At 66.7% G+C, this 24,502-nt stretch carries 22 protein-coding genes; 12 read left to right on the forward strand and 10 right to left on the reverse strand.

Annotated elements, in window-relative coordinates:
- Positions 1-70: 70 nt before the first annotated feature.
- The 9 genes from gatC to JAO74_RS03180 all read left to right on the forward strand — a co-directional run bounded on the left by gatC (position 71) and on the right by JAO74_RS03180 (position 11,460).
- Complete coding sequence (gene gatC / locus JAO74_RS03140) at positions 71-358, forward strand: Asp-tRNA(Asn)/Glu-tRNA(Gln) amidotransferase subunit GatC (RefSeq protein WP_199034884.1); 288 nt, start codon at positions 71-73, stop codon at positions 356-358.
- 67 nt (positions 359-425) lie between these two features.
- The gene (gene gatA, locus JAO74_RS03145) at positions 426-1,910 is read left to right on the forward strand and encodes an Asp-tRNA(Asn)/Glu-tRNA(Gln) amidotransferase subunit GatA (RefSeq protein ID WP_199034885.1); all 1,485 of its coding nucleotides are present in this window, start codon (positions 426-428) and stop codon (positions 1,908-1,910) included.
- A gap of 16 nt (positions 1,911-1,926) precedes the next feature.
- A complete protein-coding gene (locus JAO74_RS03150; RefSeq protein ID WP_199034886.1) occupies positions 1,927-3,057 on the forward strand; it encodes a glycosyltransferase in 1,131 nt (376 codons plus the stop codon).
- On the forward strand, positions 3,050-4,522 hold the full coding sequence (gene gatB / locus JAO74_RS03155) for an Asp-tRNA(Asn)/Glu-tRNA(Gln) amidotransferase subunit GatB (protein ID WP_199034888.1): 1,473 nt from the start codon (positions 3,050-3,052) through the stop codon (positions 4,520-4,522). The genes JAO74_RS03150 and gatB overlap by 8 nt, the downstream gene beginning before the upstream one ends.
- A 135-nt stretch (positions 4,523-4,657) precedes the next feature.
- The gene (locus tag JAO74_RS03160) at positions 4,658-4,933 is read left to right on the forward strand and encodes a hypothetical protein (RefSeq protein ID WP_199034890.1); all 276 of its coding nucleotides are present in this window, start codon (positions 4,658-4,660) and stop codon (positions 4,931-4,933) included.
- The gene (locus JAO74_RS03165; protein WP_332908716.1) at positions 4,930-6,528 is read left to right on the forward strand and encodes a methyl-accepting chemotaxis protein; all 1,599 of its coding nucleotides are present in this window, start codon (positions 4,930-4,932) and stop codon (positions 6,526-6,528) included. Before JAO74_RS03160 ends, JAO74_RS03165 begins: the two co-directional genes overlap by 4 nt.
- Positions 6,529-6,597: 69 nt before the next feature.
- A complete protein-coding gene (locus tag JAO74_RS03170) occupies positions 6,598-8,130 on the forward strand; it encodes an aminoacyl--tRNA ligase-related protein (RefSeq protein ID WP_199034892.1) in 1,533 nt (510 codons plus the stop codon).
- Positions 8,131-8,135: 5 nt separating this feature from the next.
- Positions 8,136-9,218: a potassium channel family protein gene (locus tag JAO74_RS03175; protein ID WP_199034894.1), complete on the forward strand. Its 1,083-nt coding sequence runs from the start codon at positions 8,136-8,138 to the stop codon at positions 9,216-9,218.
- A gap of 49 nt (positions 9,219-9,267) precedes the next feature.
- Positions 9,268-11,460 (forward strand): ribonuclease R family protein, encoded by a 2,193-nt coding sequence (locus JAO74_RS03180; protein ID WP_199034896.1) that lies wholly within the window; start codon positions 9,268-9,270, stop codon positions 11,458-11,460.
- A 141-nt stretch (positions 11,461-11,601) separates the two neighbouring features.
- Here JAO74_RS03180 and JAO74_RS03185 read toward each other — a convergent pair whose 3' ends face one another.
- Positions 11,602-13,416: an ABC transporter transmembrane domain-containing protein gene (locus JAO74_RS03185; protein ID WP_199034903.1), complete on the reverse strand. Its 1,815-nt coding sequence runs from the start codon at positions 13,414-13,416 to the stop codon at positions 11,602-11,604.
- A gap of 143 nt (positions 13,417-13,559) precedes the next feature.
- On the opposite strand from JAO74_RS03185, the gene JAO74_RS03190 reads away from it, so the two are divergent.
- On the forward strand, positions 13,560-14,777 hold the full coding sequence (locus tag JAO74_RS03190; protein ID WP_199034904.1) for a polyhydroxyalkanoate depolymerase: 1,218 nt from the start codon (positions 13,560-13,562) through the stop codon (positions 14,775-14,777).
- A 56-nt stretch (positions 14,778-14,833) separates the two neighbouring features.
- Here JAO74_RS03190 and JAO74_RS03195 read toward each other — a convergent pair whose 3' ends face one another.
- The 4 genes from JAO74_RS03195 to JAO74_RS03210 all read right to left on the reverse strand — a co-directional run bounded on the left by JAO74_RS03195 (position 14,834) and on the right by JAO74_RS03210 (position 18,041).
- Positions 14,834-15,316, reverse strand: a complete 483-nt coding sequence (locus JAO74_RS03195) for a pyridoxamine 5'-phosphate oxidase family protein (protein WP_199034907.1) — start codon at positions 15,314-15,316, stop codon at positions 14,834-14,836.
- A gap of 67 nt (positions 15,317-15,383) precedes the next feature.
- A complete protein-coding gene (locus JAO74_RS03200) occupies positions 15,384-16,562 on the reverse strand; it encodes an acetyl-CoA C-acyltransferase (RefSeq protein ID WP_199034909.1) in 1,179 nt (392 codons plus the stop codon).
- 55 nt (positions 16,563-16,617) lie between these two features.
- Positions 16,618-17,073, reverse strand: a complete 456-nt coding sequence (locus JAO74_RS03205) for a MaoC family dehydratase (protein ID WP_199034911.1) — start codon at positions 17,071-17,073, stop codon at positions 16,618-16,620.
- A gap of 221 nt (positions 17,074-17,294) precedes the next feature.
- Complete coding sequence (locus JAO74_RS03210) at positions 17,295-18,041, reverse strand: AcvB/VirJ family lysyl-phosphatidylglycerol hydrolase (RefSeq protein WP_199034913.1); 747 nt, start codon at positions 18,039-18,041, stop codon at positions 17,295-17,297.
- Between the two features lie 220 nt (positions 18,042-18,261).
- Here JAO74_RS03210 and JAO74_RS03215 point away from each other — a divergent pair, with 220 nt between their 5' ends.
- Positions 18,262-18,948: a hypothetical protein gene (locus tag JAO74_RS03215; protein WP_199034915.1), complete on the forward strand. Its 687-nt coding sequence runs from the start codon at positions 18,262-18,264 to the stop codon at positions 18,946-18,948.
- Between the two features lie 215 nt (positions 18,949-19,163).
- Here JAO74_RS03215 and JAO74_RS03220 read toward each other — a convergent pair whose 3' ends face one another.
- The 4 genes from JAO74_RS03220 to hppD form a co-directional block, all read right to left on the reverse strand.
- Positions 19,164-19,610, reverse strand: a complete 447-nt coding sequence (locus JAO74_RS03220; protein WP_199034917.1) for a Rieske (2Fe-2S) protein — start codon at positions 19,608-19,610, stop codon at positions 19,164-19,166.
- Positions 19,607-20,251 (reverse strand): maleylacetoacetate isomerase, encoded by a 645-nt coding sequence (gene maiA, locus JAO74_RS03225; protein WP_199035207.1) that lies wholly within the window; start codon positions 20,249-20,251, stop codon positions 19,607-19,609. Before maiA ends, JAO74_RS03220 begins: the two co-directional genes overlap by 4 nt.
- Complete coding sequence (gene hmgA / locus JAO74_RS03230) at positions 20,239-21,528, reverse strand: homogentisate 1,2-dioxygenase (protein ID WP_199034918.1); 1,290 nt, start codon at positions 21,526-21,528, stop codon at positions 20,239-20,241. Before hmgA ends, maiA begins: the two co-directional genes overlap by 13 nt.
- Before the next feature lie 250 nt (positions 21,529-21,778).
- Positions 21,779-22,846: a 4-hydroxyphenylpyruvate dioxygenase gene (gene hppD / locus JAO74_RS03235; protein WP_199034919.1), complete on the reverse strand. Its 1,068-nt coding sequence runs from the start codon at positions 22,844-22,846 to the stop codon at positions 21,779-21,781.
- An 85-nt stretch (positions 22,847-22,931) separates the two neighbouring features.
- Here hppD and JAO74_RS03240 point away from each other — a divergent pair, with 85 nt between their 5' ends.
- On the forward strand, positions 22,932-23,399 hold the full coding sequence (locus JAO74_RS03240) for a MarR family winged helix-turn-helix transcriptional regulator (RefSeq protein WP_199034920.1): 468 nt from the start codon (positions 22,932-22,934) through the stop codon (positions 23,397-23,399).
- A 179-nt stretch (positions 23,400-23,578) separates the two neighbouring features.
- Here JAO74_RS03240 and JAO74_RS03245 read toward each other — a convergent pair whose 3' ends face one another.
- Positions 23,579-24,457, reverse strand: coding sequence for a LysR family transcriptional regulator (locus JAO74_RS03245; RefSeq protein ID WP_199034921.1), 879 nt, complete (start codon positions 24,455-24,457; stop codon positions 23,579-23,581).
- Between the last annotated feature and the right edge of the window lie 45 nt (positions 24,458-24,502).

The following is a 24,502-nucleotide window of genomic DNA, read 5'->3' on the forward strand; positions in this document are numbered from 1 at the left end:
TGGCCGTTCATGCAATCGCGGGCGGATAAACCATTGCATGCGGACAAGCGCGGATGCTAGCCGCGCTCTCATGTCCGTCGACACCAACACCGTCAAGAAGATCGCCAGCCTCGCCCGGCTCGCGATCACCGAGGAGGATGCGAGCAGGCTCGCGCCCGAACTCGGCAACATCCTCCACTGGATCGAACAGCTCGAACAGGTCGATACCACTGGTATCGAACCGATGACCGCCGTGATCCCCAACCACCTGCGGCTGCGCGACGATGTCGTGACCGACGGCGGTATTCGCGACGCGCTGATGCAGAATGCGCCGCAGGGTGAGCATGGATTCTTCACGGTGCCGAAGGTGATCGAATGATGGCCGCAGGATATCATTCGATCATCCCGGCGCAGGCCGGGATCTCCCACGACATGGGGAATGCTTCGTGAGCGACGTAACCGATCTCGGCATCGCCGGCCTGCGCGACGGGTTCCGCGCCGGGGAGTTCTCCGCGCGCGATGTGGCGGAGGCGTTCAATGCGCGGGTCGATGCGGCCGATGCGCTGAACGCGTTTCTGGTGAAGACGCCCGACCATGCGCTGGCCGCCGCCGATGTCGCCGATGCCGCGCGGGCGGCGGGGGAAGCGCCGAAGCCGCTGGCCGGCGTGCCGATCGGCATGAAGGACCTGTTCTGCACGAAGGGCGTCGCCACCACGGCGGCGAGCCACATCCTGGAAGGCTTCGTGCCGCCGTACGAATCCGCCGTCTCGCAGAATCTGTGGGATGCGGGTGCGGGGATGCTCGGCAAGCTGAACATGGACCAGTTCGCGATGGGATCGTCGAACGAGACGTCCGCGTTCGGCAATGTGATTTCGCCATGGCGGCGCAAGGATGGCGGTAACGCGCCGCTGGCGCCGGGCGGCTCGTCGGGCGGGTCGTCGTCGGCGGTCGCGGCGCGGCTGTGTCCGGGGGCGACGGGGACGGATACCGGCGGTTCGATCCGCCAGCCGGCGGCGTTCACCGGGATCAGCGGGATCAAGCCGACCTATGGCCGCTGCTCGCGCTGGGGCACGATCGCGTTCGCCTCGTCGCTCGATCAGGCGGGGCCGATGGCGCGCGACGTGCGCGACTGCGCGATCATGCTGGAGGCGATGGCGGGGTTCGACGTGCGCGATGCGACGTCGCTGCAGCTCGACGTGCCGCAGTGGGAAGCGGGGCTGTCCGCCGACCTGAAGGGCAAGCGGATCGGCATTCCCAAGGAATACCGCGTCGACGGCATGCCGGCCGAGATCGAGACGTTGTGGCAGCAGGGCATCGACTGGCTGCGCGATGCGGGGGCGGAGATCGTCGAGGTCTCGTTGCCGCACACCAAGTATGCGCTGCCGGCTTATTACATCATCGCGCCGGCGGAGGCGTCGTCCAACCTCGCGCGCTATGACGGCGTGCGGTACGGTCTGCGCGACCTGCCCGAAGGGGCGGGGTTGCAGGATATGTATGCCGCGACGCGCGCCGATGGCTTCGGCGACGAGGTGAAGCGGCGGATCATGATCGGCACCTATGTGCTGTCGGCCGGCTTCTACGACGCCTATTACACGCAGGCGCAGAAGGTGCGGACGCTGATTGCGCGCGATTTCGAGCGGGCGTGGGAGGCATGCGACCTGTTGCTGGCACCGACCGCGCCGTCGGCGGCGTTCGCGCTGGGCGAGAAGTCGGCCGATCCGATCGCGATGTACCTGAACGACGTCTTCACGGTGCCGTCGTCGCTGGCGGGCCTGCCGGCGATGAGCGTGCCGGGCGGGCTGGATGCGGCGGGTCTGCCGCTTGGGTTGCAGATCATCGGCAAGCCGCTGGACGAGCAGGGCGTGCTGAACGCCGGTCTGGCGATCGAGCAGCGCGCCGGCTTCGTCGCCCGGCCAGAGGCCTGGTGGTAAGCCGGGGCACGCCACGATGAACGATGGTCCGTCCGTTCCGGGTTCGGCGCGGCGACCCAAGGTGCATGTGCATCTGTCCTACGGGCAGAGCGTGGCCCGGTTCGCGGAGTTGTTCGCGGCGGGCCAGCAGCCGGAGCGGACGCCCTACGGGTTCCATCACGCCGAGGAATGCGGCTTCGACGTCAGCTTTTCCGAGGATGACCGGCGCGACGGTCGTCGCAAGATCGCGCGGTGGACGTTGCGGCGCTTCTCGCTCGACCTGTCGCATGCGTATTTCAACCGGCGCCGGATGGCGGCGGCGGACATCATCTGGACGATGAGCGAATGGGACGCGATGTCGGCCCGGTTGCTGATGGAACTGGGGGTCGTGCCGAAGCGGCCGATCATCGGCACTGCCATCTGGGTATTCGACTGGTGGGACGGTCTGTCGGCGCATCGGCGCCTGGTCTATGAGCCGTTGCTGAAGCGGCTGGACCTGTTGCTGACGCATACGCAGGCGTGCCTGAACAAGGCGCGCGCGACCTTGCCGGCGGTGCGAACGCAGCTGATGCATTTCGGGATCGCGGCGGACACGTTCCAGCCGGTGTCGGACGATGTGGCGGGGCGGCGGGTGACCCGCATCGTCGCGGCGGGCAACGACATGACCCGCGACTGGCAGGTGCTGCTCGACGCGTTCGGCAACGATCCCGATTACGAGCTGGTCATCATCAACCGCGAGTTGAGCGACGACCTGTTGGCGAAGTACACCAACCTGACGATCCCGCGCGAACCGCCGATGCCGGAGTTCCGGCGGCTTTATGCGGGCGCGACCTATGTCGCGGTGCCGATGCGCGACAACATCTATTCGGGCATCACCGTCGCGCTGGAAGCGATGGCGATGGGCGTGCCGGTGATCGCGACGCGGACGGGCGGCGTGCCGACCTATATGGGCGAGGATGAGGCGCTGTTCGTGCCGCCGGCCGACCCCGCGGCGTGGCGCGCGGCCGCGACATCGCAGACGCCGGACGAGCGGCAGGCGATGGCGCGACGAGCGAATGCCCGTTTCCTGCGCGAGGATTATTCGACGCTCGGCATGATGCGGCGATATACTGAATTTTCCGCGCCGCTGATCGGGCGCCGGGCGAAAGATGGACGAATCGATGACTGAGCACGCGTACAGGATTCAGGGCGCCACCGGCGAGTGGGAGGTCGTGATCGGCCTGGAGGTCCATGCCCAGGTCACCTCCGATGCCAAGCTGTTCTCCGGCGCGGCGACGACGTTCGGCGCGGAGCCGAACACGCAGGTGTCGCTGGTCGATGCGGCGATGCCGGGAATGCTGCCGGTGCCGAACCGCGAGTGCATCCGGCAGGCGGTGCGCACCGGCATGGCGATCGATGCGCAGATCAACAAATGGTCGCGGTTCGATCGCAAGAATTATTTCTATGCCGATCTGCCGCAGGGATATCAGATCAGCCAGCTCTATCACCCGCTGGTGGGCGAGGGCGCGATCGAGATCAGTCTGGACGACAAGAACCCCGATGCCGCCGGCAAGACGATCGGCGTCGAACGTATCCATGTCGAACAGGATGCCGGCAAGCTGATGCACGATCAGCATCCGACGCGCTCCTATGTCGACCTGAACCGGTCGGGCGTCGCGCTGATGGAGATCGTCAGCCGGCCGGACATGCGGTCGCCGGCCGAGGCGGGCGCGTATCTGAGCAAGCTGCGGTCGATCCTGCGCTATGTCGGCAGTTGCGACGGCAATATGGATCAGGGATCGATGCGCGCCGACGTGAACGTCAGCGTGCGCAAGCCCGGCGACGAATATGGCACCCGGACCGAGACCAAGAACGTCAATTCGGTGCGTTTCGTGATGGCGGTGGTCGAGCAGGAGGCCAAGCGTCAGGTCGAGGTGATCGAGGCGGGCGGCAAGATCGTGCAGGAAACGCGGCTCTACGATCCCGATCGCAACGAGACGCGGTCGATGCGATCGAAGGAAGACGCGCATGATTACCGCTATTTCCCCGATCCCGACCTGTTGCCGCTGGAACTGGACGACGCGTTTCTGGACGAATGCCGGGCGAGCCTGCCCGAACTGCCCGACAGCAAGCGCGCGCGGTACGAGGCGGCGGGGATCACCCGGTACAACGCGGCGGTGCTGACCGCCGACGTCGATACCGCACGCTGGTTCGACGCGCTGCTGGACGCGGGCGCCAGCGCGGTGCCGGCGGCGAACTGGGTAACGTCGGAATTGTTCGGGGCGCTCAACCGGCTGGGCAAGGATATCGCCGCGTCGCCGGTGTCGCCGGCGCAGGCGGCCGAGCTGCTGGCGCTGGTCGCCGATGGCACGCTGTCGGGCAGTCTGGCCAAGCAGGTATTCGAAGTGATGTTGGAAACCGGCGACGCCCCCGCCAAGATCGTCGAGGATCGCGGGTTGAAACAGACCAGCGACACCGGCGCGATCGAGGCGGTGATCGCGGATGTGATGGCGAAGAACCCCAACCAGCTGGCGCAGTACCGCGGCGGCAAGGAAGCGCTGTTCGGCTTCTTCGTCGGCCAGACGATGAAGGCGATGGGCGGCAAGGCCAATCCGGGCGTGGTCAACGAATTGCTGAAGAAGGCGCTGGGATAACCGGCGTCTCCACGTCGATGTGATGATGGCCGGGGCGCGTGGGTTACGCCTTTTTAACCAGCCAAACTTACATCGGCGCCGATGACTTTCACTGTTGTTCCCGCTGGTAAAATGCTGATTGCGGTGCAGGGGGCGATGGCGATCATCGCCCTGGTCGTGGTGACGATGTGGCCGCCGGTCTCGGGGAATATGCTGCTCGTTCCCATGACCGGCGGCGATGCCAATCAGGTCGCGCGGGTAGCGCTGGCCGGTGGCGCCGCGTTGGTCGGCGCCGGGCCGTTCCGGGGGTCGATGGTCGTCACCGGCAATCGGAGCCGGATCGAGCGAGAGATCATGTCGTGGAACATCGTCGTCCTGGCGGCACCGCCGGCCGGTTGCGGCACGGGCCGTGCGCCGGGGGCGCTGGCGTGAGCCGGGCGGGCACCATGGCGATCGGCGTCGAGCGGGACATTGCTGCGCCTTCCACGCTCAACGCGCTCGACCGACTGCGTCGGCGTGGTGTCCAGGCATGGGCGCTGATCGGCTGGATATCGTTCGCGCTGCTGCTGATCGGCAACGCCGCGCTGGGGGAAAGCGTCACCGCGCCGCTCGTCATCGTCGGCGCGCTCATCAACATCGGCCCTACGTTCATGGCCGTCAGGGGACGGTACGATGCCGAGGCGCGGACCCTGATGGGGTCGCTGGCCGCGGTGATCCCGGCCATGCTGGTGTTCCTGCTGAACGGGCATCCGTGGCAGATGGACGCGCACATGTATTTCTTCGTCGGCATGGCGGCGCTGGTCGTGCTGGCCGATTGGCGGCCGATCCTGCTGGCGACGGTGTTGACCGCGATCCACCATCTGTCGCTGGAATGGCTGGCGCCGGAATGGGTGTTCACCGGCAGCGGCAATCTGGGCCGGGTGCTGTTCCACGTCGTGGCGGTGGGACTGCAATTCGGTGCGCTGACGGTGCTGTCGGTGCAGCTAGAGCGGTTGTTTCTGTCGCAGGAGGAGGCGTTGCGCAACGCGCGCGACCTGACCGACGTCGCCGAGGAACAGGAGCGGCGCACGAAGGATGCCTTGCGGCAGGCTCATGCCGCCGAGGCCGAGGCGGCGACGGAGCGGAGCCGGCGTCAGGAGCAGGCGGCACGGGCGGCGGCGGAACGACGCGGCGAACTCGTCTCCCTCGCCAATGAATTCGATCGATCGGTGACGTCGGTGGTGAAAACCATCGCTCAGGCGACGAGGCAGTTGGAAAACACCGCCGTCAAGCTGGAGGACGTCAGCAGCGCCGCCACGCAGGAAGCGGTCGAAGTGGCGTCCGGCGCGACCAGGGCCGCGTCGGAAATCGCGCAGGTGGCGGCATCGATCCGTATCCTGTCGGGGTCGATCCGGACGATCGCGGTGACCGCCGGCCGCCAGTCCGAATTGACCGTCTGGGCCAGCACGGAGGCCGAGCGGAGCGTGCAGACGGTCGCGATGCTGGAGGAACATGCGGTCGAGATCGAGGGCTTCCTCGACGATATCCGCGACATCGCCAGCAAGACGAACCTGCTGGCGCTGAACGCGACGATCGAGGCTGCGCGGGCGGGCGATGCCGGTCGCGGCTTCGCGGTGGTCGCGGGCGAGGTCAAATCGCTGTCGGCGGATACCAAGCGGGCGAGCGACCGCATCCGCACGCTGATCGTCGGTATCCGCGACGGCGTGGCGGATACCGGGCAGAAGCTGCGCAGCGTGAACGACGCGATCGGCAAGGTGTCGGCCGCTGCATCCGGCATCGCGGTCACGGTCGGCGAGCAGCGATCATCGGCGGAGGAGATCGATACCGGGGCGGACAGGGCGGTGGGGACGGCCGACGACATCGAAAGCCGCATCGCCGGCGTCGCCACGACGATCGGCGCGGCATCGTCGCTATCGGCATCCGTCCGCAGCAGCGCCGGCGATCTGGCGATCAGTGCGCAGGACCTTCGCGCATCGACCGACCTGTTCGTCTCGTTCCTGCAGGCGGAGGAGACGTTCGCGGCGTAGATCGGCCGGCGAGGGCCGACACCGCTTTGCGCTGGCAAGGCGCGGCGTGGATGGGCTATCCGGCCGGGCATGAAGCATGCGCTCCCCGTCACCCGCGAAGCGGATTTCTCCGCCTGGTATCAATCCGTCATCGCCGAGGCCGATCTGGCCGAGGAATCCGGCGTGCGTGGCTGCATGGTCATCCGGCCATGGGGATACGGCATCTGGGAGCGTATCCAGCGGCTGCTCGACGACCGGATCAAGGCGACCGGGCATGAGAATTGCTATTTCCCGCTGTTCATCCCGCTGTCGTACTTCGAAAAGGAGGCGGAGCATGTCGAGGGGTTCGCCAAGGAGATGGCGGTCGTCACGCATCACCGGCTGATCGCCGACGGCAAGGGCGGTTTGACCCCCGATCCGGCCGCGAAGCTGGAGGAGCCGCTGGTCGTGCGGCCGACGAGCGAGATGGTGATCGGCAGCGCCTTTGCCCGCTGGATCCAGTCGTGGCGCGACCTGCCGGTGCTCATCAACCAATGGGCGAACGTCGTCCGCTGGGAAATGCGGACGCGGATGTTCCTGCGCACGTCCGAATTCCTGTGGCAGGAGGGCCATACCGCGCACGCCAGCGCCGACGAGGCGCGCGAGGAGACGCTGAGGATGCTGGAGGTGTACCGCGAGTTTTCCGAAACCTGTCTGGCGGTGCATGTCGTGACGGGCGAGAAGCCCGAGAACGAGCGCTTTCCGGGGGCCGTCGCGACCTATTCGATCGAGGCGATGATGCAGGACGGCAAGGCGTTGCAGGCCGGCACCAGCCATTTTCTCGGCACCAACTTCGCCTCCGCGCAGAACATCCGGTTCCAGAACACGAGCGGCGAATTCGAGCTGGCGAACACGACGAGTTGGGGCGTGTCGACGCGGATGATCGGCGCGGTCATCATGGTGCATGGCGACGACGACGGCCTGCGTGTGCCGCCGGCGATCGCGCCGTGGCAGGTGGTGATCGTGCCGATGCTGCGCGACCAGCCCGAGGATGAAGCGATCGTGGCGTATTGCCGTGATCTCCAAAAGGAGCTGGCGGGGCTGTCGACGCTGGCCGAGCCGGTGCGGGCGTTGCTCGACCTGAAACCGGCCAAGGCGGCCACCAAGCGCTGGGGCTGGGTGAAGAAGGGCGCGCCGGTGGTGATCGAGGTCGGTGGCCGTGACGTCGCCGGCGGCAACGTGTCGGTCATCCGGCGTGATCGCCTGTACCGCGAAGACGGCAAGCTGAATTCGGCGGTGATGCCGCGCGGCGAGTTGGTCGATACGCTGTCCGCCACGCTGGCCGACATGCAGGGCGGATTGCTGGCCCAGTCGACCGAGGCGCTGCGGGCGCAGGTCGCGCCGGTGGACGAATGGTCGGCGGTCGAAACGCATTTCGCCGAGGGTCGCAGGAACCCCGGCTGGCTGGACGTTCGGTGGTCAAAGCCGACGGGGGCGACGCTGGACAAGGTGGTCGAGCGGTTGAAGGCGTTGAAGCTGACGATCCGCAACGCGCCGCTAGGGCAGACCGGCTGCGACGAAGGCCCCTGCATCTTCACCGGCGAGCCGGCGGTGGAGCGCGTCCTGATCGGGCGGGCTTACTGATCGACATGTCCGTGTCGCCGAAACGGCCCATCGCCCGGCGCGCGCTGACGCCGGGCCGACTGGCGGCGCGGGCGGCGATCGTGGCGGCGCGACCGCGATTCTATCGGGCGGGGCGGCTGGGGCCGTTCGTCACGCTGGCGATCCGGGCGGTGGCGGTGCTGGTGCTGGTCGGGATCGCGCTGGGCGGGCACTGGCTGGAGCGGGACGGGCTGCGCGACAATACCGATGGCGCGATCTCGTTTCTGGACGTCGTGTATTTCACGGTCATCACCGTCACCACGGTCGGGTATGGCGATATCGTGCCGGTATCGGACGCGGCGCGAATGTTCGACACGTTCGTGGTTACGCCGATCCGCATCTTCGTGTTCCTCATCTTTCTGGGGAGCGCGTACAGTTTCATGCTGCGGCAGGGTTGGGAACGGTGGCGGATGGACCTGATACGACGCGAACTGAAGGGCCATGTGATCGTCTGCGGCTATGGCCGGTCGGGCACGGCGGCGGTGGCGGAACTGCTGGAGCGGGGGCATGACCCGCGCAGCATCGTCGTGGTCGACGAACGCGGCGAACGCCTGCGGCTGGCGGAGGAACTGGGCGTCGCGACGGTCGAGGGCGATGCGACGCACAACCGCGTGCTGTCGATCGCCAAGGTGGAGGCGGCGTCGCAGGTGATCGTATCGCCGGGACGCGACGATACCGCCGTGCTGATAATCCTCACCATCCGCCGGTTGTCGCCCCATGCGGTGATCGCGGTGGCGATCGCGGCGATCGAGAACGAACTGCTCGCCCGCGATGCCGGCGCGACGATCATCGTCAACCCGGTCAGTTTCGGCGGGCAATTGCTGGCGCAATGTACCGCCGGGCCGCACATCGCCGATTATGTCGCCGATCTGGTGACGCGCGGCGGCCGGGTCGAACTGCGCGAACGGACGGTGACGGCGGCGGAGGTCGGGCGGTCGCCGCGTGAGATCGCGGGCGGGCAGGTGCTGCGCGTCTATCGCGGCGATCAGGTGCTCGGCCTGTGGGATGCGGCGGCGGGGCGGCTGGAAGCGGGCGATTCGTTGATCGAGGTTGTTCCGGCGCCGACGTGACCGGCGTTGGCGGGGTGACGCGGTCGCCCGGTGCGCCTATCTCCCGTCAATGCATCGACCCATTTCCGGCCTGCCCACACGCGCGCAGATCCTCGACTTCATCGAAAAATCCGGCAGCCCGGCGGGTAAGCGGGAGATCGCGCGTGCCTTTGGCCTGACCGCGCAGGGAAAGATCGCGTTGAAAGCCTTGTTGAAGGACATGGCGGACGAGGGGCTGATCGACAGCGCCCCCGGCCGATCCTTTCACAAGATGGGCGGATTGCCGAAGGTGACGGTGCTGCGCGTCGCCGATGTCGATGACGGCGGCAATGTGTGGGCGGTGCCGGAGGTATGGCAGGCGGAGACGCCGCCGCCACGTCTGCGGGTCCGCGAGCGGAAACGCGGCGAACTGGGGATCGGCCAGCGGGTGCTGGCCCGGACCGAGGAAGCCGGATCGGGATGGATCGCGCATCCGCTGAAGGTGCTGGCGCGGGCATCGGAACAGGTATTGGGCGTGCTGCGCGAGGAGGCCGGGCGGTTCTGGCTGACCGGTGTCGAGAAGAAGGAACGGCGGGAATTCGCGGTGTCGGACACCGGCGACGCGGCGGCCGGCGATCTGGTGATGTGCGAGATGGCGGGACGGCCGCCCAAGGTGACGGTGCGCGTGGTCGAGCGGCTGGGCGATCCGTTCGCGCCGCGATCCTTTTCGATGATCGCGATCCACAAGCTGGGCATCCCGGACGTGTTCGCCGAGGAAACGCTGGAAGAGGCCGAGGAGGTAGCGCGCCTGCCGCTGGGCGACGACCGCGAGGATCTGCGTCATCTGCCGATCGTCGCGATCGATCCGGCGGACGCGCGCGATCATGACGATGCGGTGTGGGCGGCACCCGATGACGATCCGGCCAATCCCGGCGGGTGGCAGGCGGTGGTCGCGATCGCCGATGTCAGCTTCTATGTTCGGCCCGGCAGCGCGCTGGACAAGGAAGCGCGGTCGCGCGGCAACTCGGTCTATTTTCCGGATCAGGTCGTGCCGATGCTGCCGGAAATCCTGTCCGCGCATGTCTGTTCGCTGAAGGAGGGCGAGGACCGCGCGGCGCTGGCGTGTCATCTGCAGATCACATCGTCGGGCGTGTTGAAGGGATGGCGCTTTACCCGCGCGCTGGTGCGGATCGCGGCGAACATCGCCTATGAGGATGCTCAGGCGACGATCGATGCCGGCGCCGGGCCGATGATCGAGGCGCTGAAGCCGTTATGGGCGTGCTGGGGTGCGCTGGGCAAGGCGCGGGATGCGCGGGAGCCGCTGGATCTGGACCTGCCCGAACGGCGCGTGGTGCTGGACGAGAAGGGCCGTATCCTGTCGGTCGCGGCGCGCGAGCGGCTGGATGCGCATCGCCTGATCGAGGATTACATGATCGCTGCGAACGTGGCGGCGGCCAAGGCGCTGGAGGCGAAGAAGGCGCCGTGCATGTACCGCGTGCATCAGGCGCCGAGCCGCGAGAAGCTGGTCGCGCTGAAGGATTATCTGGAGACGTTCGACGTTCCCTTCGCGCTGGGGCAGGTGGTGAAGCCATCGACGTTCAACCGCATCATCGACCGGTTGGGTGACGCCGATTTCCGACCGCAGGTGATGGAGCAGGTGCTGCGCAGCCAGACCCAGGCCTACTACGCGCCGGCTAATCATGGCCATTTCGGCCTGTCGTTGGGCAGCTATGCGCACTTCACCTCGCCGATCCGTCGCTATGCCGATCTGGTCGTCCATCGCGCGCTGGTCGCGGCGTACAGGCTGGGGCCGGGCGGGTTGCTGCCCGACGAGGGCGAGATGGAGCGGATCGGCGAGGGGATCAGCCGGCTGGAACGCCGCGCCATGGAGGCGGAGCGCGATACGGTCGATCGCTATGTCGCCGCCTATCTGGCCGAGCATGTCGGCGAGGAGGTGGAGGCACGGATAACCGGCGTGCAGAATTACGGGTTCTTCGCAACGGTCGATGGCGTCGGCGGTGACGGCCTGATGCCGGTGCGCGATCTGGGCGGCGAATATTACCGCTTCGACGAGGCGGCGCGGACGCTGATCGGCGAAACCAGCGGCGACGTGTTCGCGCTGGGTCAGCGGGTGCGGTTGCGGCTGGCGGAGGCGAACGCGGTGTCGGGGGCGCTGCGATTCGAACTGCCCGGCGGCAAGGGCGCGGCGCCGAGCCGCGCGCCGCGGGTGCTGAAGCGGCGTGGGCGGCCGGCGAACATCCGGCATCAGGGGAAGCGGCGGTAGGCTTGGAACAAATTGCGTGAAATCGGAACCATTCCCAACCGTTCGGCCTGAGCGAAGTCGAAGGCCACCTCTTCGCAATGTGCTTCGACTTCGCTCAGCACGAACGGGTCAGATTAAGCGCTCGACATTTTTAATGTTGGCTTAAGCCGCTTCGTTGAACTGCAGGCTGGCCAGCCGCGCATATAGCCCGCTGCGGGTCATCAGCGTCGCGTGGGTGCCCTGTTCGACGATCCGTCCCTCGTCCATCACGACGATGCGGCTGGCCGCGCGGACGGTGGCAAGGCGGTGGGCGATGACAAGGGTGGTGCGGTGCTCCATCAGTCGTTCGAGCGCCTGTTGCACCAATCGCTCGCTCTCGGCATCGAGGGCGCTGGTCGCCTCGTCGAGCAGCAGGATCGGCGCGTCGCGCAGCAGGGCGCGGGCGATGGTGAGGCGCTGGCGCTGACCACCGGACAGGCGCGCACCGCCCTCTCCCAGATAGGTGTCGAGGCCGTCGGGCAGACGACGCAGGAAGGCGGCGGCGTTGGCGGCCTCGGCAGTAGCCCAAAGCTCGTCGTCGGTGGCGTCCCAGCGACCGTAGCGCAAATTGTCGCGGGCGGAGGCGGCGAAGATCACCGTCTCCTGCGGCACCATCGCGATGCGCGCGCGCAGATCGGCGGGATCGGCATCGGTCAGCGCCACGCCGTCGACCGATATGCGGCCACCCTCCGGATCGTAGAAGCGTTCGGCGAGCTGGAAGATAGTCGACTTGCCGGCCCCGGACGGGCCGACCAGCGCCACGGTCTCGCCGGGTGCGACGTCCAGCGAGAAGCTGTCGAGCGCGGCGACCTCTGGCCGGGTGGGGTAGCGAAAATGCACGTCCTCGAACCGGATCGCGCCGCGCGCGGGCGTGGGCAGCGGGACCGGCCGGGCAGGGGCGGCGATCTCCGGCACCTCGCGCGCCAGTTCGGACAGGCGGCTGGCGGCACCGGCACCGCGCAACAGGTCGCCATACACCTCCGTCAACGCGCCGAACGCGCCGGCGACGATGCCGCCGGTCAGGACGAAGGCGGCGATGGCCCCGCCGCTCAGTCGCCCGGCCGCGACATCGACCGCACCCTCCCACAGGACCAGCGTGATCGACCCGAAGACGAGGCCGATGACGATCGCGGTCATGATCGCCCGCAGCGCGTTGCGCTTGCGCGCGGCCGCGAAGGTGGCCTCCACCGCGACGCCGAAGCGGGCGGCCTCGCGGGGTTCCTGACCGAATGCCTGCACGATCCGCATCGCGCCCAGCACCTCGGTGGTGATCGATCCGACCTCCGCCACCCGGTCCTGCGAGGTGCGCGAATAGCCGCGCACGCGCTTGCCCAGCAGCGTCATCGGCAGGATGATGACCGGGATGCCGATCATCAACATGCCCGCCAGCTTGGGCGAGATGACGAACAGATAGATCAGGCCGCCGATCCCGGTGAACACGTTGCGGAGCGCGATCGACACGGTGCTGCCGACGATCATCTCGATCAGCGCGGTATCCGATGTCAGGCGCGAGGCGATTTCGGAGGGGCGGTTCTCCTCGAAGAAGCGCGGGCTGAGGCGGAGCAGATGGCGCTGCACCTCGGTGCGGATGTCCGCGACGACGCGCTCGCCCAGCCACGACACGAAATAGAACCGGATCGCGGTGGCGACGGCCAGCACGATGACGATCATCAGCAGATAATGGAAGGACGAAGCGAACGAGGTGTTCGCGCCGCCGACGAAACCGCGGTCGATCACCCGCTTGAACCCGTACGGGATGCCGATCGTGGCGGCCGATGTGGTCAGCAGGGCGATGCCGGCGATCGCGATGCGGCCGGGATAGCTGGCCGCATGTCGCCACACCATCGCGAGATCACCGAGACGCTTGCGCGATTCGGGCGTCTTGTCGGTGATGATGCCGGGGGCGGTAACGGTCGGCGGAGTGTCGGATGTCGCCATAGCCAGCGCCTAGCAGTGTGTCCGGTGATGCTCAACGGTGATGGGGAATGGAAGGCGATGGATCGATCGAACTATGGTAACGTTGCCATGCAGCGTAATTGCGTTACGGACTTCGCAACCTATCTAGGGCTAAAGGATACCCGATGCTCTATCACGCCTATGAAATGCAGCGTTCCATGTTGGCCGGCGCCAGTGCGATGGCCAATTTCGGGGCGGAGTGGTTCCAGAACCCGGCAAACCCGTTTTCCTATATGGGCGGCGGATCGATCGTGGGATCGGCGCTGGAAGTGTTCGCACATGCGGCAGCGCCACGGGGAAAGCCGGCTTTCGGCTGCACGCATACCGAAATCGACGGGCGTGACGTGCCGGTCGTCGAGGAAATCCTGCTGCGCAAGCCGTTCGGCCAGCTAAAGCGCTTTCGTCGTGACGGAGTGGAGGGCGGCCCCAAGCTGCTGATCGTAGCCCCCATGTCCGGCCATTATGCGACGTTGCTGCGCGGGACGGTGGAGCGGATGTTGCCGTTCGCGGACGTCCACATCACCGACTGGCGCGATGCGAAGCTGGTGCCGATGTCGGATGGCCGGTTCGATCTGGACGATTATGTCGATTATCTGATCGAGTTTCTGGAGCTGATGGGTCCGGGCTCGCACGTGCTGGCGGTCTGTCAGCCATCGGTGCCGGCCTATGCCGCCGCCGCGGTGATGAGCGCCGACAAGAACCCTTGCCGCCCGAAGACGCTGACGCTGATGGGCGGGCCGGTCGACACGCGGGAAGCGCCGACGGCGGTGAACACGCTGGCGACGAAGCGGCCGCATGCGTGGTTCGAGCAGAACGTGATCGTCGAGGTGCCGGTGCAATATCCCGGTGCGCGCCGCCGGGTCTATCCGGGGTTCCTGCAACTTGCCGGCTTCATGTCGATGAACCTCGGCAATCACATGATCAGCCATTGGGGCATGTTCAAGCATCTGGTGCAGGGCGACGGCGAAGGCGCGACGTCGACCAAGGATTTCTATGACGAGTATCGTTCGGTCTGCGACATGACGGCCGAATTCTATCTCCAGACCATCGACGTCGTGTTCCAGACGCACGCCCTGCCGAAGGGCGAGTACATCCATCGGGGCAAGCGCGTCGATCCGGCCGCGATCACCGATATCGGGTTGCTGGCGATCGAGGGCGAGCGCGACGATATTTCGGGGCTGGGTCAGACGAAGGCGGCGCTGACGCTGGCGACCGCGCTGCCCGACGACAAGAAGCAGTATCTGATGGCCGAAGGCGTCGGCCATTACGGCATCTTCAACGGCTCCAAATGGCGCGACCGGATCGCGCCGGTGGTGGAGCAGTGGATCACCGCCAACAGCTGATACGACAAGGGCGGCGGTCCGGGTGGACCGCCGCCTTTGTGTTGGCCTCGGTTCGATCAGGCGATCGAGTCGACCTTGGCGTGGCTGGATGACTCGTCGGGCGAGATCGTGCCGCCGAACAGCATCTTGATCCTGCCGGAGATCGCCACGTCGGTTTCCCACAATTCCGCCGAACTGACGTCGAAACGTAACAGGGCGAGATTGGGATCGGACTTGCCCTGCGGGAACCATGCCTCGACAGCATTGTCCCACAGCTTGTCGATCTGGGCGCGGTCGTTGTCCTGACTGACCGTGCCGGCGAGGCAGGCGAAGAAGTCGTGGCCCTTGCCGACGAACTGCACCATCGCATCGCCGCCACCGGCTGCGCGATTGTCCTTGCCCGCGAAGATGAACAGCGTGTTCGGCTGATCGTCGTCGAGGCGGACGTACATCGGTTCGGAATGCTGGCCGTTGGTCAGGCCCAGCATGACGTAGGGGCTGGCCTTTACCTTCTCGATGAACTTGGCGGCGATCTCTTGCGGATTGTCGTGGTCGGCCATGTCGGTGCTCTCCTTGATGGGGTTGTCGGAAGAACGAGGAGAGCGACCGTTGGTTGCCCGGCCTGCCTCAAAGCACCTCGAACAGGCCGGCCGCACCCATGCCGCCGCCGACGCACATCGTGACGACGACGTATTTGGCGCCGCGGCGCTTGCCCTCGATCAGGGCGTGGCCGGTCATGCGGGCGCCGGACATGCCATAGGGATGGCCGATCGAGATCGCGCCGCCATCGACGTTGAGCAGGTCGCCCGGGATGCCGAGCTTGTCGCGGCAATACAGCACCTGGACCGCGAACGCCTCGTTCAACTCCCACAGGCCGATATCGTCCATCGTCAGGCCGTTGCGGGCGAGCAGCTTGGGAATGGCGAACACGGGGCCGATGCCCATCTCGTCGGGCTCGGTGCCGGCGACGGCCATGCCGACATAACGACCGAGCGGGGTCAGGCCGCGGCGCGCGGCTTCCTCTTCGGACATCAGCACGCTGGCCGAGGCGCCATCGGAGAGTTGCGAAGCGTTGCCGGCGGTGATCGTGGCGTCGGGACCGAGCACGGGCTTCAGCGAAGAAAGGCCCTCCAGCGTGGTGTCGGCGCGGTTGCCCTCGTCCTTGGTCAGCGTCACTTCCTGGTGGCTGACCTCCTTGGTCTCCTTGTTGACGATCGCCATCGTCGCGGTGACGGGGACGATCTCGTCATCGAAGCGGCCGGCGGCCTGGGCGGCGGCGGTGCGCTGTTGCGACTGGAGGCTGTATTCGTCCATCTGGTCGCGGGTGATGCCGTAACGCTTGGCGACGATCTCCGCCGTCTGCAGCATCGGCATGTAGATGTCCTTGTGCATCGCCAGCAGTTGCGGATCGGGAGCGACGTTCATCTTGGGCGTCTGGACCAGGCTGATGCTGTCGACGCCGCCGCCGATGGCGATGTCCATGCCGTCGACGATCACCTGTTTGGCGGCGGTGGCGATGGCCATCAGGCCGCTGGCGCACTGGCGGTCGACCGACATGCCGGAGACGGTGGTGGGCAGGCCGGCGCGGAGCAGGCTGGTGCGGGCGATGTTACCGGCCTGATGCCCCTGCTGAAGCGCGGCGCCCCAGACGACGTCGTCGACCTCGCCGCCATCCAGCTTCGCGCGCTCGACCGCGGCCTTGATCGCATGGGCGGCGAGGCTGGGCGAGGGGAGGTTGTTGAAGGCGCCGCGATAGGCGCGGCCGATCGGGGTGCGGGCGGTGGAGACGATGACGGCGGAACGCATGATAGCTTCTCCTTCTTCACGCGGATGACCGCGTGGCGATTATGGAAAGTCGTTGTTATACAAATACTTGTGAAATCCACTCGGCGACGAGAGCGGGTTTCTCCTTGCCCTCTATCTCGACGGTGAATTGCGTGGATTGCTGGTACTGGCCGGGGCGCTTTTCGGTGAAGGACAGCGGCACGAAGCGGCCGCGGACGCGGGCGCCGGAGGGGACGGGGGTGAGGAAACGGACCTTGTCGCCGCCATAGTTGACGCCCATCCGCGCGCCCGCCAGCCGGGGCATGTCGGTCTTCGCCATCAGCATCGGCATCAGCGACAGGGTGAGAAAGCCGTGGGCGATGGTGCCGCCGAACGGCGTCAGCGCGGCGGCGGCGGGATCGACATGGATGAACTGGTGATCGCCGGTCGCGGCGGCGAAACGGTCGATCATGTCCTGCGACACCTCCACCCAGTCGGACACATATTCGGTGCCGATCGACTGTTGGATGGCATCGATGCCGGTCGTCGTCATGAGCGGTCGTTCATCCTCTGCCGTCAGGCGGCCCTGACGAGCCACCGACACCCGCCACGGGTGCTTCGTCTCTCTAGGACGGGGGCTTGCCCGCCTGCAAGCCTTGCCGCACCGAAAGTTCGATTGCGGCGGGTGACGTAGCGTCCAGTGTAGAGGTGAACGGCCAGTCCAACCGGACCCGATCTTCTAAATCACTCGATCAGGTCGATTCGCAGCGGCGCTCAACGAACCTTTGCCGGCATGACGGCGTGGATCGCGGCGAGGACATGGGCGAGCAGGCCCTCCGCATCGTGGTTGATGTTGTGGCCGCCGGGCATGGCGATGATCCGCGCGCCGGGCAGCTTGAGGCGGGGACACAGGCTGTCGGTTTCCTCTGCGCCATAGATGCAGGTGAGCGGCGCCCAGTCGAGCGTGTCGGCGGTCGTGGTAGCGATGCTGTCCGGCTGGCCGTGATAGACGATGCCCGAGGGGTCGGCGCGGTAGAACACGGTATCGCCGGGCAGGATCAGGATGATCGCGGCGACCCGCCGGCGCAGATCGGCGGGCAGGCGGGCGAGGCCGGTCTGGACGACATCGGCGCCATAGGACTGGCCGATGACGACGATGCGCGACGCGCCGGTGCGGGCGAGGCCGGTCCTGACCGCGTCGGCGATGATCGCGTCCACCTCGGCGGCGGTGCGGCGCTGGCGGAACAGGCCGGGGGACGAGATGCCGACGACCGGAAAGCCGCGCTCGGTCAGCCCGCGCGAGGTGGAGGCGCCGAGCAGGAAGCGCAGGCCCATGTCGCCGGAGACGTTGACGACGGCGATCGGCCGGGGCCGGCCGACCGCCGGATAGACATGGACGGGGTCACGATCGAAATACCCCGCCGCGCCGGCGAGGGCGATGAAGATGGCGCTGATGATGCCGGTGACCCAGGCACCGCGACGCAGGCGGCGGGTGCGCTTCGACGGGGAATCGTTGTTCATGGGTGCGGCGTTTGCGCTTGGCGGGGTGGGTTGGGCAATGTTGGTTTTTTGGCGGGCGCTTATGAGCAGGTTTGGTTAGGTGTTGCTTACGCGAAGCCGCGAAGAAGAAGGGTTCGTGCGGAACGGCCGTCCCGCACCTTTGTAGGGATTCGGGCGACCCTAGATAACTCGTTTACCTCAGCTTGCTATCGGTTTGACCGGAACCAAGCGGAGGACGCGCGTGAACCGATCGTTGCTGATCATACTGCTGCTCATCCCGGAAGCATCATGTGGCGCGAGCAAGGGGCAGCGCGCCTCGCTGAAATATGACGTGAATGGTCGCCGCACCCTTCACGCATACGACCTGAAACCAGCAAAGAGCCTAGGTCAGGCGGAAATCATCGCCCAGCGGCTCTATGGCACGCGAAACCTTCAGCGCCCTGACGAAGCATACTTTTGTACATGGCGCGATACCGGACCCGATCAGTACATCAATCGGTTTAACAGAGCTGGCAGACCATCGAAGATATTCCTCGCATGTCGATTTGGCGCCTCCCGCTGGTCTCCCCCTGCCAACTTGATCGAGGCAGCGACGGAACATGCAAAGCGTGAATCTGCCGTGATCCGTATCGAATGGGACAGGTTGCCGGATCGGTATGTGCTAAGGAGATTTGAAATCGAGCTGAATCATCGACCGGCGTTGAGTTTCCGATCCCAGAATTTAACAAAAGGGGAATTGCCAGCGCTGGGTGTACGGATACACAAAATGACCATACCGTCGAGTCCACAGGACGGTTTCAGCTTTCACCTGACGGCTCGTGTTCCATCACGCCAAAACAGTGGCATGAAGGCGGTTGGTCCGATCATACCTGTGGAAATAGATGGCTCTGCGATGCCGATGCCGATGCCGAACTGGTTATTGTACTAATCCAGTCAGTATTTCGCAAAGCGGTGGCGTGAGGATCCCCATTCAACCATCTCTCAGCCCGGGCTGCGCGCTGGCTCAAGTTGAATGGGAGCGACATCTGTCATGGCAATTTCACGGTCGGATGGTGAGCGTTCGTGCGATCTGCCCGACCAGCTAGACCTTCGCGTCTTCGCGTGAGCATTGCTTGCGGATGTTGGTGCGCGTTCGGGCCACCCTCACCCTTCGCCGCCTTCGGCGTCGTTTCCCTCTCCCGGTGGGAGAGGGAAGACAGCGGCGGTGGTCAGGTCGCCGTTCAGTACCTCGACCGGCCATGGGGTCAGGTGCTGGCCGATGCAGGGGCCGCCGATGCAGCGGCCGGTGTCGATGGTGAAGAGCGCGCCGTGGAAGCTGCAGGCGATCAGGGTGCCGTCGGGGCTGAGATAGTCGTCCAGTTGCTGCGCGAGGGGGACGCCGGCGTGGGGGCAGCGATCGACATAGCCGTGGACGCGGTCGCCGTGGCGGACGACGAAGCCGTGGAAGCGGCCGGCGCGCATCTGGACGACGATGCTGCGGGCCTTGCCGTCCGCGACCATGGCGAGGGGGCCGAGGCGCAGGCCGGGCGGGGTGGCGAACAGGCGGCGGCTGGACGGGGCGGGGGACGGGTTCTGGACGTCTTCAGTCATGCGTCGGCGTCGGGCTGGCGATCGGGGTGGGCGGCGGCGACGGCGTCGAGCGCGCGGGCGTTGGCGGCGGCGGCGGTCAGGTGCGGCCAGGGGGTGAGATCGACGGCGAACCGCTCGGCGGCATAGACCTGCGGGACGAGGTGGCAGTCGGCGAGGGTCGGGGTGGCGCCATGGGCGAAGCCGCCGCCGTGGCGGGCGATCTGCGTTTCCAGTGCCTCGAAGCCGGCGGCGATCCAGGTGGCGATCCAGGCCGTCACCTGTTCCTCGGTGGCGGCTAGGTCGCGGCGCAGGGTGGTGAGGACGCGGAGGTTGTTGATCGGGTGGATGTCGCAGGCGATCGTCGCCGCCATGCCGCGCACGATGGCGCGGGCGACGGGGTCGGCGGGGAGCAGCGGCGGCGCGGGATGCGTCTCCTCCAGCCATTCGAGGATGGCGGGGCTTTGCGTCAGGATGGCGTCGCCGGTGTCGAGCGCGGGGACGAGACCCTGTGGCGCGATCCGGCGATAGGCGTCGGCGCGCTGGGCGCCGGTGCGCAGGTCGTGGGTGATCTGGTCGTACGCCAGCCCCTTCAGATTCAGCGCGATGCGGACGCGGTAGGCGGCGGTGGAGCGCCAGTAGCCGTGGAGAGTCATTGCGGTAATCGTGCCTTGGCGAACCCCCGCCATACGTCGTCGTAATCGAGCTGCATCGTCGGCGTCTCGCTGGCCCAGCGGGTCGGGCGGACGGGGAAGCGGGTCTCGACCATGAACGCCATGGTGTCGGTGATCTTCACCGGCTTCAGATCGGCGGCGACGGCCTTTTCATAGCTGGCCTGATCGGGGCCGTGGCCGTTCATCTGGTTGTGCAGGGACGCGCCGCCGGGGGCGAAGCCGCCTTCCTTGGCATCATAGGCGCCGGTGATGAGGCCCATGAATTCGCTCATGACGTTGCGGTGGAACCAGGGCGGGCGGAAGGTGCCCTCGGCCACCATCCAGCGCGGCGGGAAGATGACGATGTCGCAATTGGCGGTGCCGGGCGTGTCGCTGGGGCTGGTCAGCACGGTGAAGATCGATGGGTCGGGATGGTCGAAGCTGACGGTGTTGATCGTGTTGAAGCGCGTCAGGTCGTAACGGCAGGGGGCGAGGTTGCCGTGCCACGCGACGACGTCGAACGGGCTGTGGTCGAGCGTCGTGGTCCAGAGGCTGCCCTGATATTTCTGGACGATCCGGTGGGGGCGGTCGTCGTCTTCGTAACGGGCGACGGGGGTTTCGAAATCGCGCGGGTTGGCGAGGCCGTTGGCACCGATCGGCCCGAGATCGGGCAGGCGGAACAGCGCGCCGTAATTCTCGCAGACATAACCGCGCGCGGGGCCGTCGAGCAGCTCGACGCGGAAGCGGATGCCGCGGGGGATCAGCGCGATCTGGAGCGGGGCGACTTCCAGGCGGCCGAGTTCGGTGTCGATCAGCAGGCTGCCCTGCTGCGGAACGATCAGCAACTCGCCATCGGCCGAGAAGAAGGCGCGATCGACCATGTCGGCGGTGGCGGCATAGAGGTGGATGCCGACGCCGGTGCCCGTGCCGACATCGCCGTTGCCGCCATAGGTGACGAGGCCGTCGACGAAATCGGTCGGCTCGGTGGGGAAGGGCAACGGGTCCCAGCGGAGGCGGTTGGGGCTGGGGGGTGCGTCGGCGAAGGGGGCGGATTTGAGGTTGGGGGCGCCCTCATAGGGGGTGAAGGCGGGGTGGTTGGCGGTGGGGCGCAGGCGGTAGAGCCAGCTGCGGCGGTTCTCGGCGCGGGGCGCGGTGAAGGCGGTGCCGGAGAGTTGCTCGGCGTAGAGGCCGAAGGGGGTGTGTTGGGGGGAATTGCGGCCGATCGGGAGCGCGCCGGGGACCGCTTCGGTGGCGTGGTGGTTGGCGAAGCCGGGTTGGTAGTGGGTCATGTGTGTTGCTCCACCTTGCTCGTTCGGTTGTATCCCCCTTTCCGTCATTCCCGCGAAGGCGGGAATCCATAGGGGCGGACTTGGGGGCTGGTTCGACAGCGTCCGACATATGGGTCCCCTCCTGCGCGGGGACGACGGGGGTGTTCCGGGCCGCCGGCGCGTCAGACGCGGCAAAGCCGCGCCTTATGCGCCAGCTTTGCCGCGCTGGCCGGGCTTGCTCGCGCACCTTCGTGCGCGCTTCGGTAGATGCTCAGGCATCTACCGTGACGACGCCGCGCCGGATTTGATCCAGCTCAATACTTTCATACAACGCCTGAAAATTGCCGTTCCCGAACCCCTCGTTCCCTTTGCGCTGGATGATCTCGAAAAAGATCGGCCCGACCATCGTCTCGGTGAAGATTTGCAGCAGCAGCCCTTCTTCGCCGACATTGCCGTCGATCAGGATGCGGTTGGCGCGGAGGCGGTCGAGGTCTTCGCCGTGGTCCGGCACGCGCTTGTCGACCAGTTCGTAATAGGTCTCGATCGTGTCCTGCAACTTCACGCCGCGGGCGCGGAGTTTTTCGACCGTGGTGTAGATGTCGGGGGTGGTGAGGGCGAGATGCTGGATACCTTCGCCATTGTAGTCGCGGATGAATTCCTCGATCTGGCTCTTGTCGTCCTGACTTTCGTTCAGGGGGATGCGGATCGCGCGGTCGGGGGCGATCATGGCCTGGCTGAACAGGCCGGTCGCCTTGCCCTTGATGTCGAAATACTTCTGCTCCTCGAAGCCGAAGATCTGGCCGTAGAAGGTGGACCACGTCCGCATCTGGCCGCGACGGACATTGTGGGTCAGATGGTCGAGCAGGTCGAGGCCGACATTGTTGGCGGCCTCCGCCTCCGCCGCGCCCGGAATCTGGTCCCAGTCGTCGTAGAGCGAGCCGGCGGTGCCGTGGCGATCGACCAGATAGAGCATCGATCCGCCGATCCCCTCCAGCGCGTACCCGCTGCCGAGGGCGCCGGCCGATGCATCGGCGGGCTTTGCACCGCGCTCGATGGCGGCGTCATAGGCGGCCTTGGCGTCGTGCACGCGGAACGCCATGCCGCTGGCCGACGGTCCGTGCGCGGCGCGGAAATCGGCGGCGTGGCCGGTGTCCATGCGGTTCAGGAGCAGGTTGATGCGGCCCTGCTTGTACCGGGTGACGGCGCGGGTCGGATGGGTGGCGGCGGCGGTGAAGCCCAGCGCCTCGAACTGCGCGGCGAGCGTGTCGGGATCGGGCGACGTGAATTCGGCGAATTCGAACCCGTCGAGACCCATCGGGTTGACGTCCATATGCTCCATGATCGGCATCCTCATCGCAAATTTCGTATCGATTGATACCAATTTGGGCCGTTGCCGGGATAGTGTCAATCGTTACTATCGCCCCATGACCACGCTCGCGCTCGACGATTTCATTCCGTACCGGCTGTCGTTCACGTCCAATCTGGTGAGCGACACGATCGCGCGGACTTATGAAGCGCTGTTCGGGCTGACGATCCCGGAATGGCGGCTGGTGGCGGTGGTCGCGGAGACGGGCGGGATCACGCAAGGCATGATCGGCGCGCGGACGCGGATGGACAAGGTAACGGTCAGCCGCGCGGCGATCGCGCTGGTCGATCGCGGGTTGCTGGCGCGGGTGGCCAATCCGCAGGACCGGCGGTCACACCTGCTGTCGCTGACGGCGGCGGGGGAGACGCTGTATGCGGCGGTGGCGCCCAAGGCGATCGATCTGGAGCGGCGGATCTTCGCGAGTTTTCCAGCGGACGAGGTGGCGGGATTCGTGGCGATGCTGCGGCGGATCGATGCGGTGACACTGGCGCTGGTGGACGAGGCGGGGCGTGTGGAAGGTTGCTGACCGGGGTTGGAGTTCAGGCGAAGCCTCGAAGGCGCGAAGAAAGTTGGTTTCGCGCGGAGGCGCGGAGGACGCGGAGGTGTTTCGCGCTGGGCCGATGGTGATCTGTAGCAACCGGAGATGGCGATAAGATGAGGCCGCCTCCGGCGGGACTCTCCGCGTCCTCTGCGCCTCTGCGCGATCTACAGCGTGGGACCGAGCCGGTCTTGCAGGAACCCGATGAAGGCGGTCACGACGGCGGGGACGTAGGGTGCGCGGGGGTGGACGGCGTGGATGGCGAGGTCGTCGGGGCCTTGCCAGTCGGGGAGGATGCGGATCAGCGTGCCGGCGGCGAGGGCGTCGCCGACGTCCCATAGCGAGCGGAGCGCGATGCCGGCGCCGGCGATGGCGCATTCGCGGACGACTTCGCTGGAATTGGTGCGGATGTGGCTGGTGCCGTCGATCGCGATCGGGCGGCGGCCATCGGTGAGGCGCCACGGCCATTGGCCGTCGGCGGCGAGCAGGTGGTGGTCGTTGAGGTCGGCGATCGTCGTCGGCGCGGCGTGGCGATCGAGATAGCGGGGCGCGGCGCACAGGATGCGGTGGCTGGTGGCCAGGCGGTGGGCGACGAGGCCGGCGGGGACGGTCGGCGCGATGCGGATGGCGAGATCGATGCGGTCGGCGAGCAGATCGACGAACGCGTCGGTCAGGTCGAGTGTCAGGGCGACGCGGGGGTGACGGTCGAGGAAATCGGGCAGATGCGGCGCGATGTGAAGGCGACCGAACGAGGTGGGGGCGGAGATACGCAAGGGGCCGTGTGGCGCATCGGGCGTGCCGGCGATGCGCGCCTCCGCGTCGCGGATCGATTGCAGGATCGCGGTGACATCGGCGTGGAAGGTCGCGCCGGCCTCGGTCAGGGCCAGCTTGCGGGTGGTGCGGTGGATCAGGCGGACGCCGAGCCGCGCTTCGAGACGGGCGAGGCGTTTCGACACCATCGCGGGCGAGATCGAACGGACGCGGGCGGCGGCGGACAGGCTGCCGCTGGCGACCACATCGGCGAACAACGCATAGTCGGCGTCCATCGTAATTGTTTCCTGTAGGGAAAAACTGTCGATCCTTTGATGTGT

The organism is Sphingomonas mollis, assembly GCF_016427505.1.
Classification (GTDB): Bacteria; Pseudomonadota; Alphaproteobacteria; order Sphingomonadales; family Sphingomonadaceae; genus Sphingomonas; species Sphingomonas mollis.

What these genes read in the sequence shown, in the direction of transcription:
- gatC (WP_199034884.1), top strand. Translation starts at nt 71, where the DNA reads ATGTCCGTCGACACCAACACCGTCAAGAAGATCGCCAGCCTCGCCCGG.
- JAO74_RS03150 (WP_199034886.1), top strand. Translation starts at nt 1,927, where the DNA reads ATGAACGATGGTCCGTCCGTTCCGGGTTCGGCGCGGCGACCCAAGGTG.
- gatB (WP_199034888.1), top strand. Translation starts at nt 3,050, where the DNA reads ATGACTGAGCACGCGTACAGGATTCAGGGCGCCACCGGCGAGTGGGAG.
- JAO74_RS03160 (WP_199034890.1), top strand. Translation starts at nt 4,658, where the DNA reads ATGGCGATCATCGCCCTGGTCGTGGTGACGATGTGGCCGCCGGTCTCG.
- JAO74_RS03170 (WP_199034892.1), top strand. Translation starts at nt 6,598, where the DNA reads ATGAAGCATGCGCTCCCCGTCACCCGCGAAGCGGATTTCTCCGCCTGG.
- JAO74_RS03175 (WP_199034894.1), top strand. Translation starts at nt 8,136, where the DNA reads ATGTCCGTGTCGCCGAAACGGCCCATCGCCCGGCGCGCGCTGACGCCG.
- JAO74_RS03180 (WP_199034896.1), top strand. Translation starts at nt 9,268, where the DNA reads ATGCATCGACCCATTTCCGGCCTGCCCACACGCGCGCAGATCCTCGAC.
- JAO74_RS03185 (WP_199034903.1), bottom strand. Translation starts at nt 13,416, where the DNA reads ATGGCGACATCCGACACTCCGCCGACCGTTACCGCCCCCGGCATCATC.
- JAO74_RS03190 (WP_199034904.1), top strand. Translation starts at nt 13,560, where the DNA reads ATGCTCTATCACGCCTATGAAATGCAGCGTTCCATGTTGGCCGGCGCC.
- JAO74_RS03195 (WP_199034907.1), bottom strand. Translation starts at nt 15,316, where the DNA reads ATGGCCGACCACGACAATCCGCAAGAGATCGCCGCCAAGTTCATCGAG.
- JAO74_RS03200 (WP_199034909.1), bottom strand. Translation starts at nt 16,562, where the DNA reads ATGCGTTCCGCCGTCATCGTCTCCACCGCCCGCACCCCGATCGGCCGC.
- JAO74_RS03205 (WP_199034911.1), bottom strand. Translation starts at nt 17,073, where the DNA reads ATGACGACGACCGGCATCGATGCCATCCAACAGTCGATCGGCACCGAA.
- JAO74_RS03210 (WP_199034913.1), bottom strand. Translation starts at nt 18,041, where the DNA reads ATGAACAACGATTCCCCGTCGAAGCGCACCCGCCGCCTGCGTCGCGGT.
- JAO74_RS03220 (WP_199034917.1), bottom strand. Translation starts at nt 19,610, where the DNA reads ATGACTGAAGACGTCCAGAACCCGTCCCCCGCCCCGTCCAGCCGCCGC.
- hmgA (WP_199034918.1), bottom strand. Translation starts at nt 21,528, where the DNA reads ATGACCCACTACCAACCCGGCTTCGCCAACCACCACGCCACCGAAGCG.
- hppD (WP_199034919.1), bottom strand. Translation starts at nt 22,846, where the DNA reads ATGGAGCATATGGACGTCAACCCGATGGGTCTCGACGGGTTCGAATTC.
- JAO74_RS03240 (WP_199034920.1), top strand. Translation starts at nt 22,932, where the DNA reads ATGACCACGCTCGCGCTCGACGATTTCATTCCGTACCGGCTGTCGTTC.
- JAO74_RS03245 (WP_199034921.1), bottom strand. Translation starts at nt 24,457, where the DNA reads ATGGACGCCGACTATGCGTTGTTCGCCGATGTGGTCGCCAGCGGCAGC.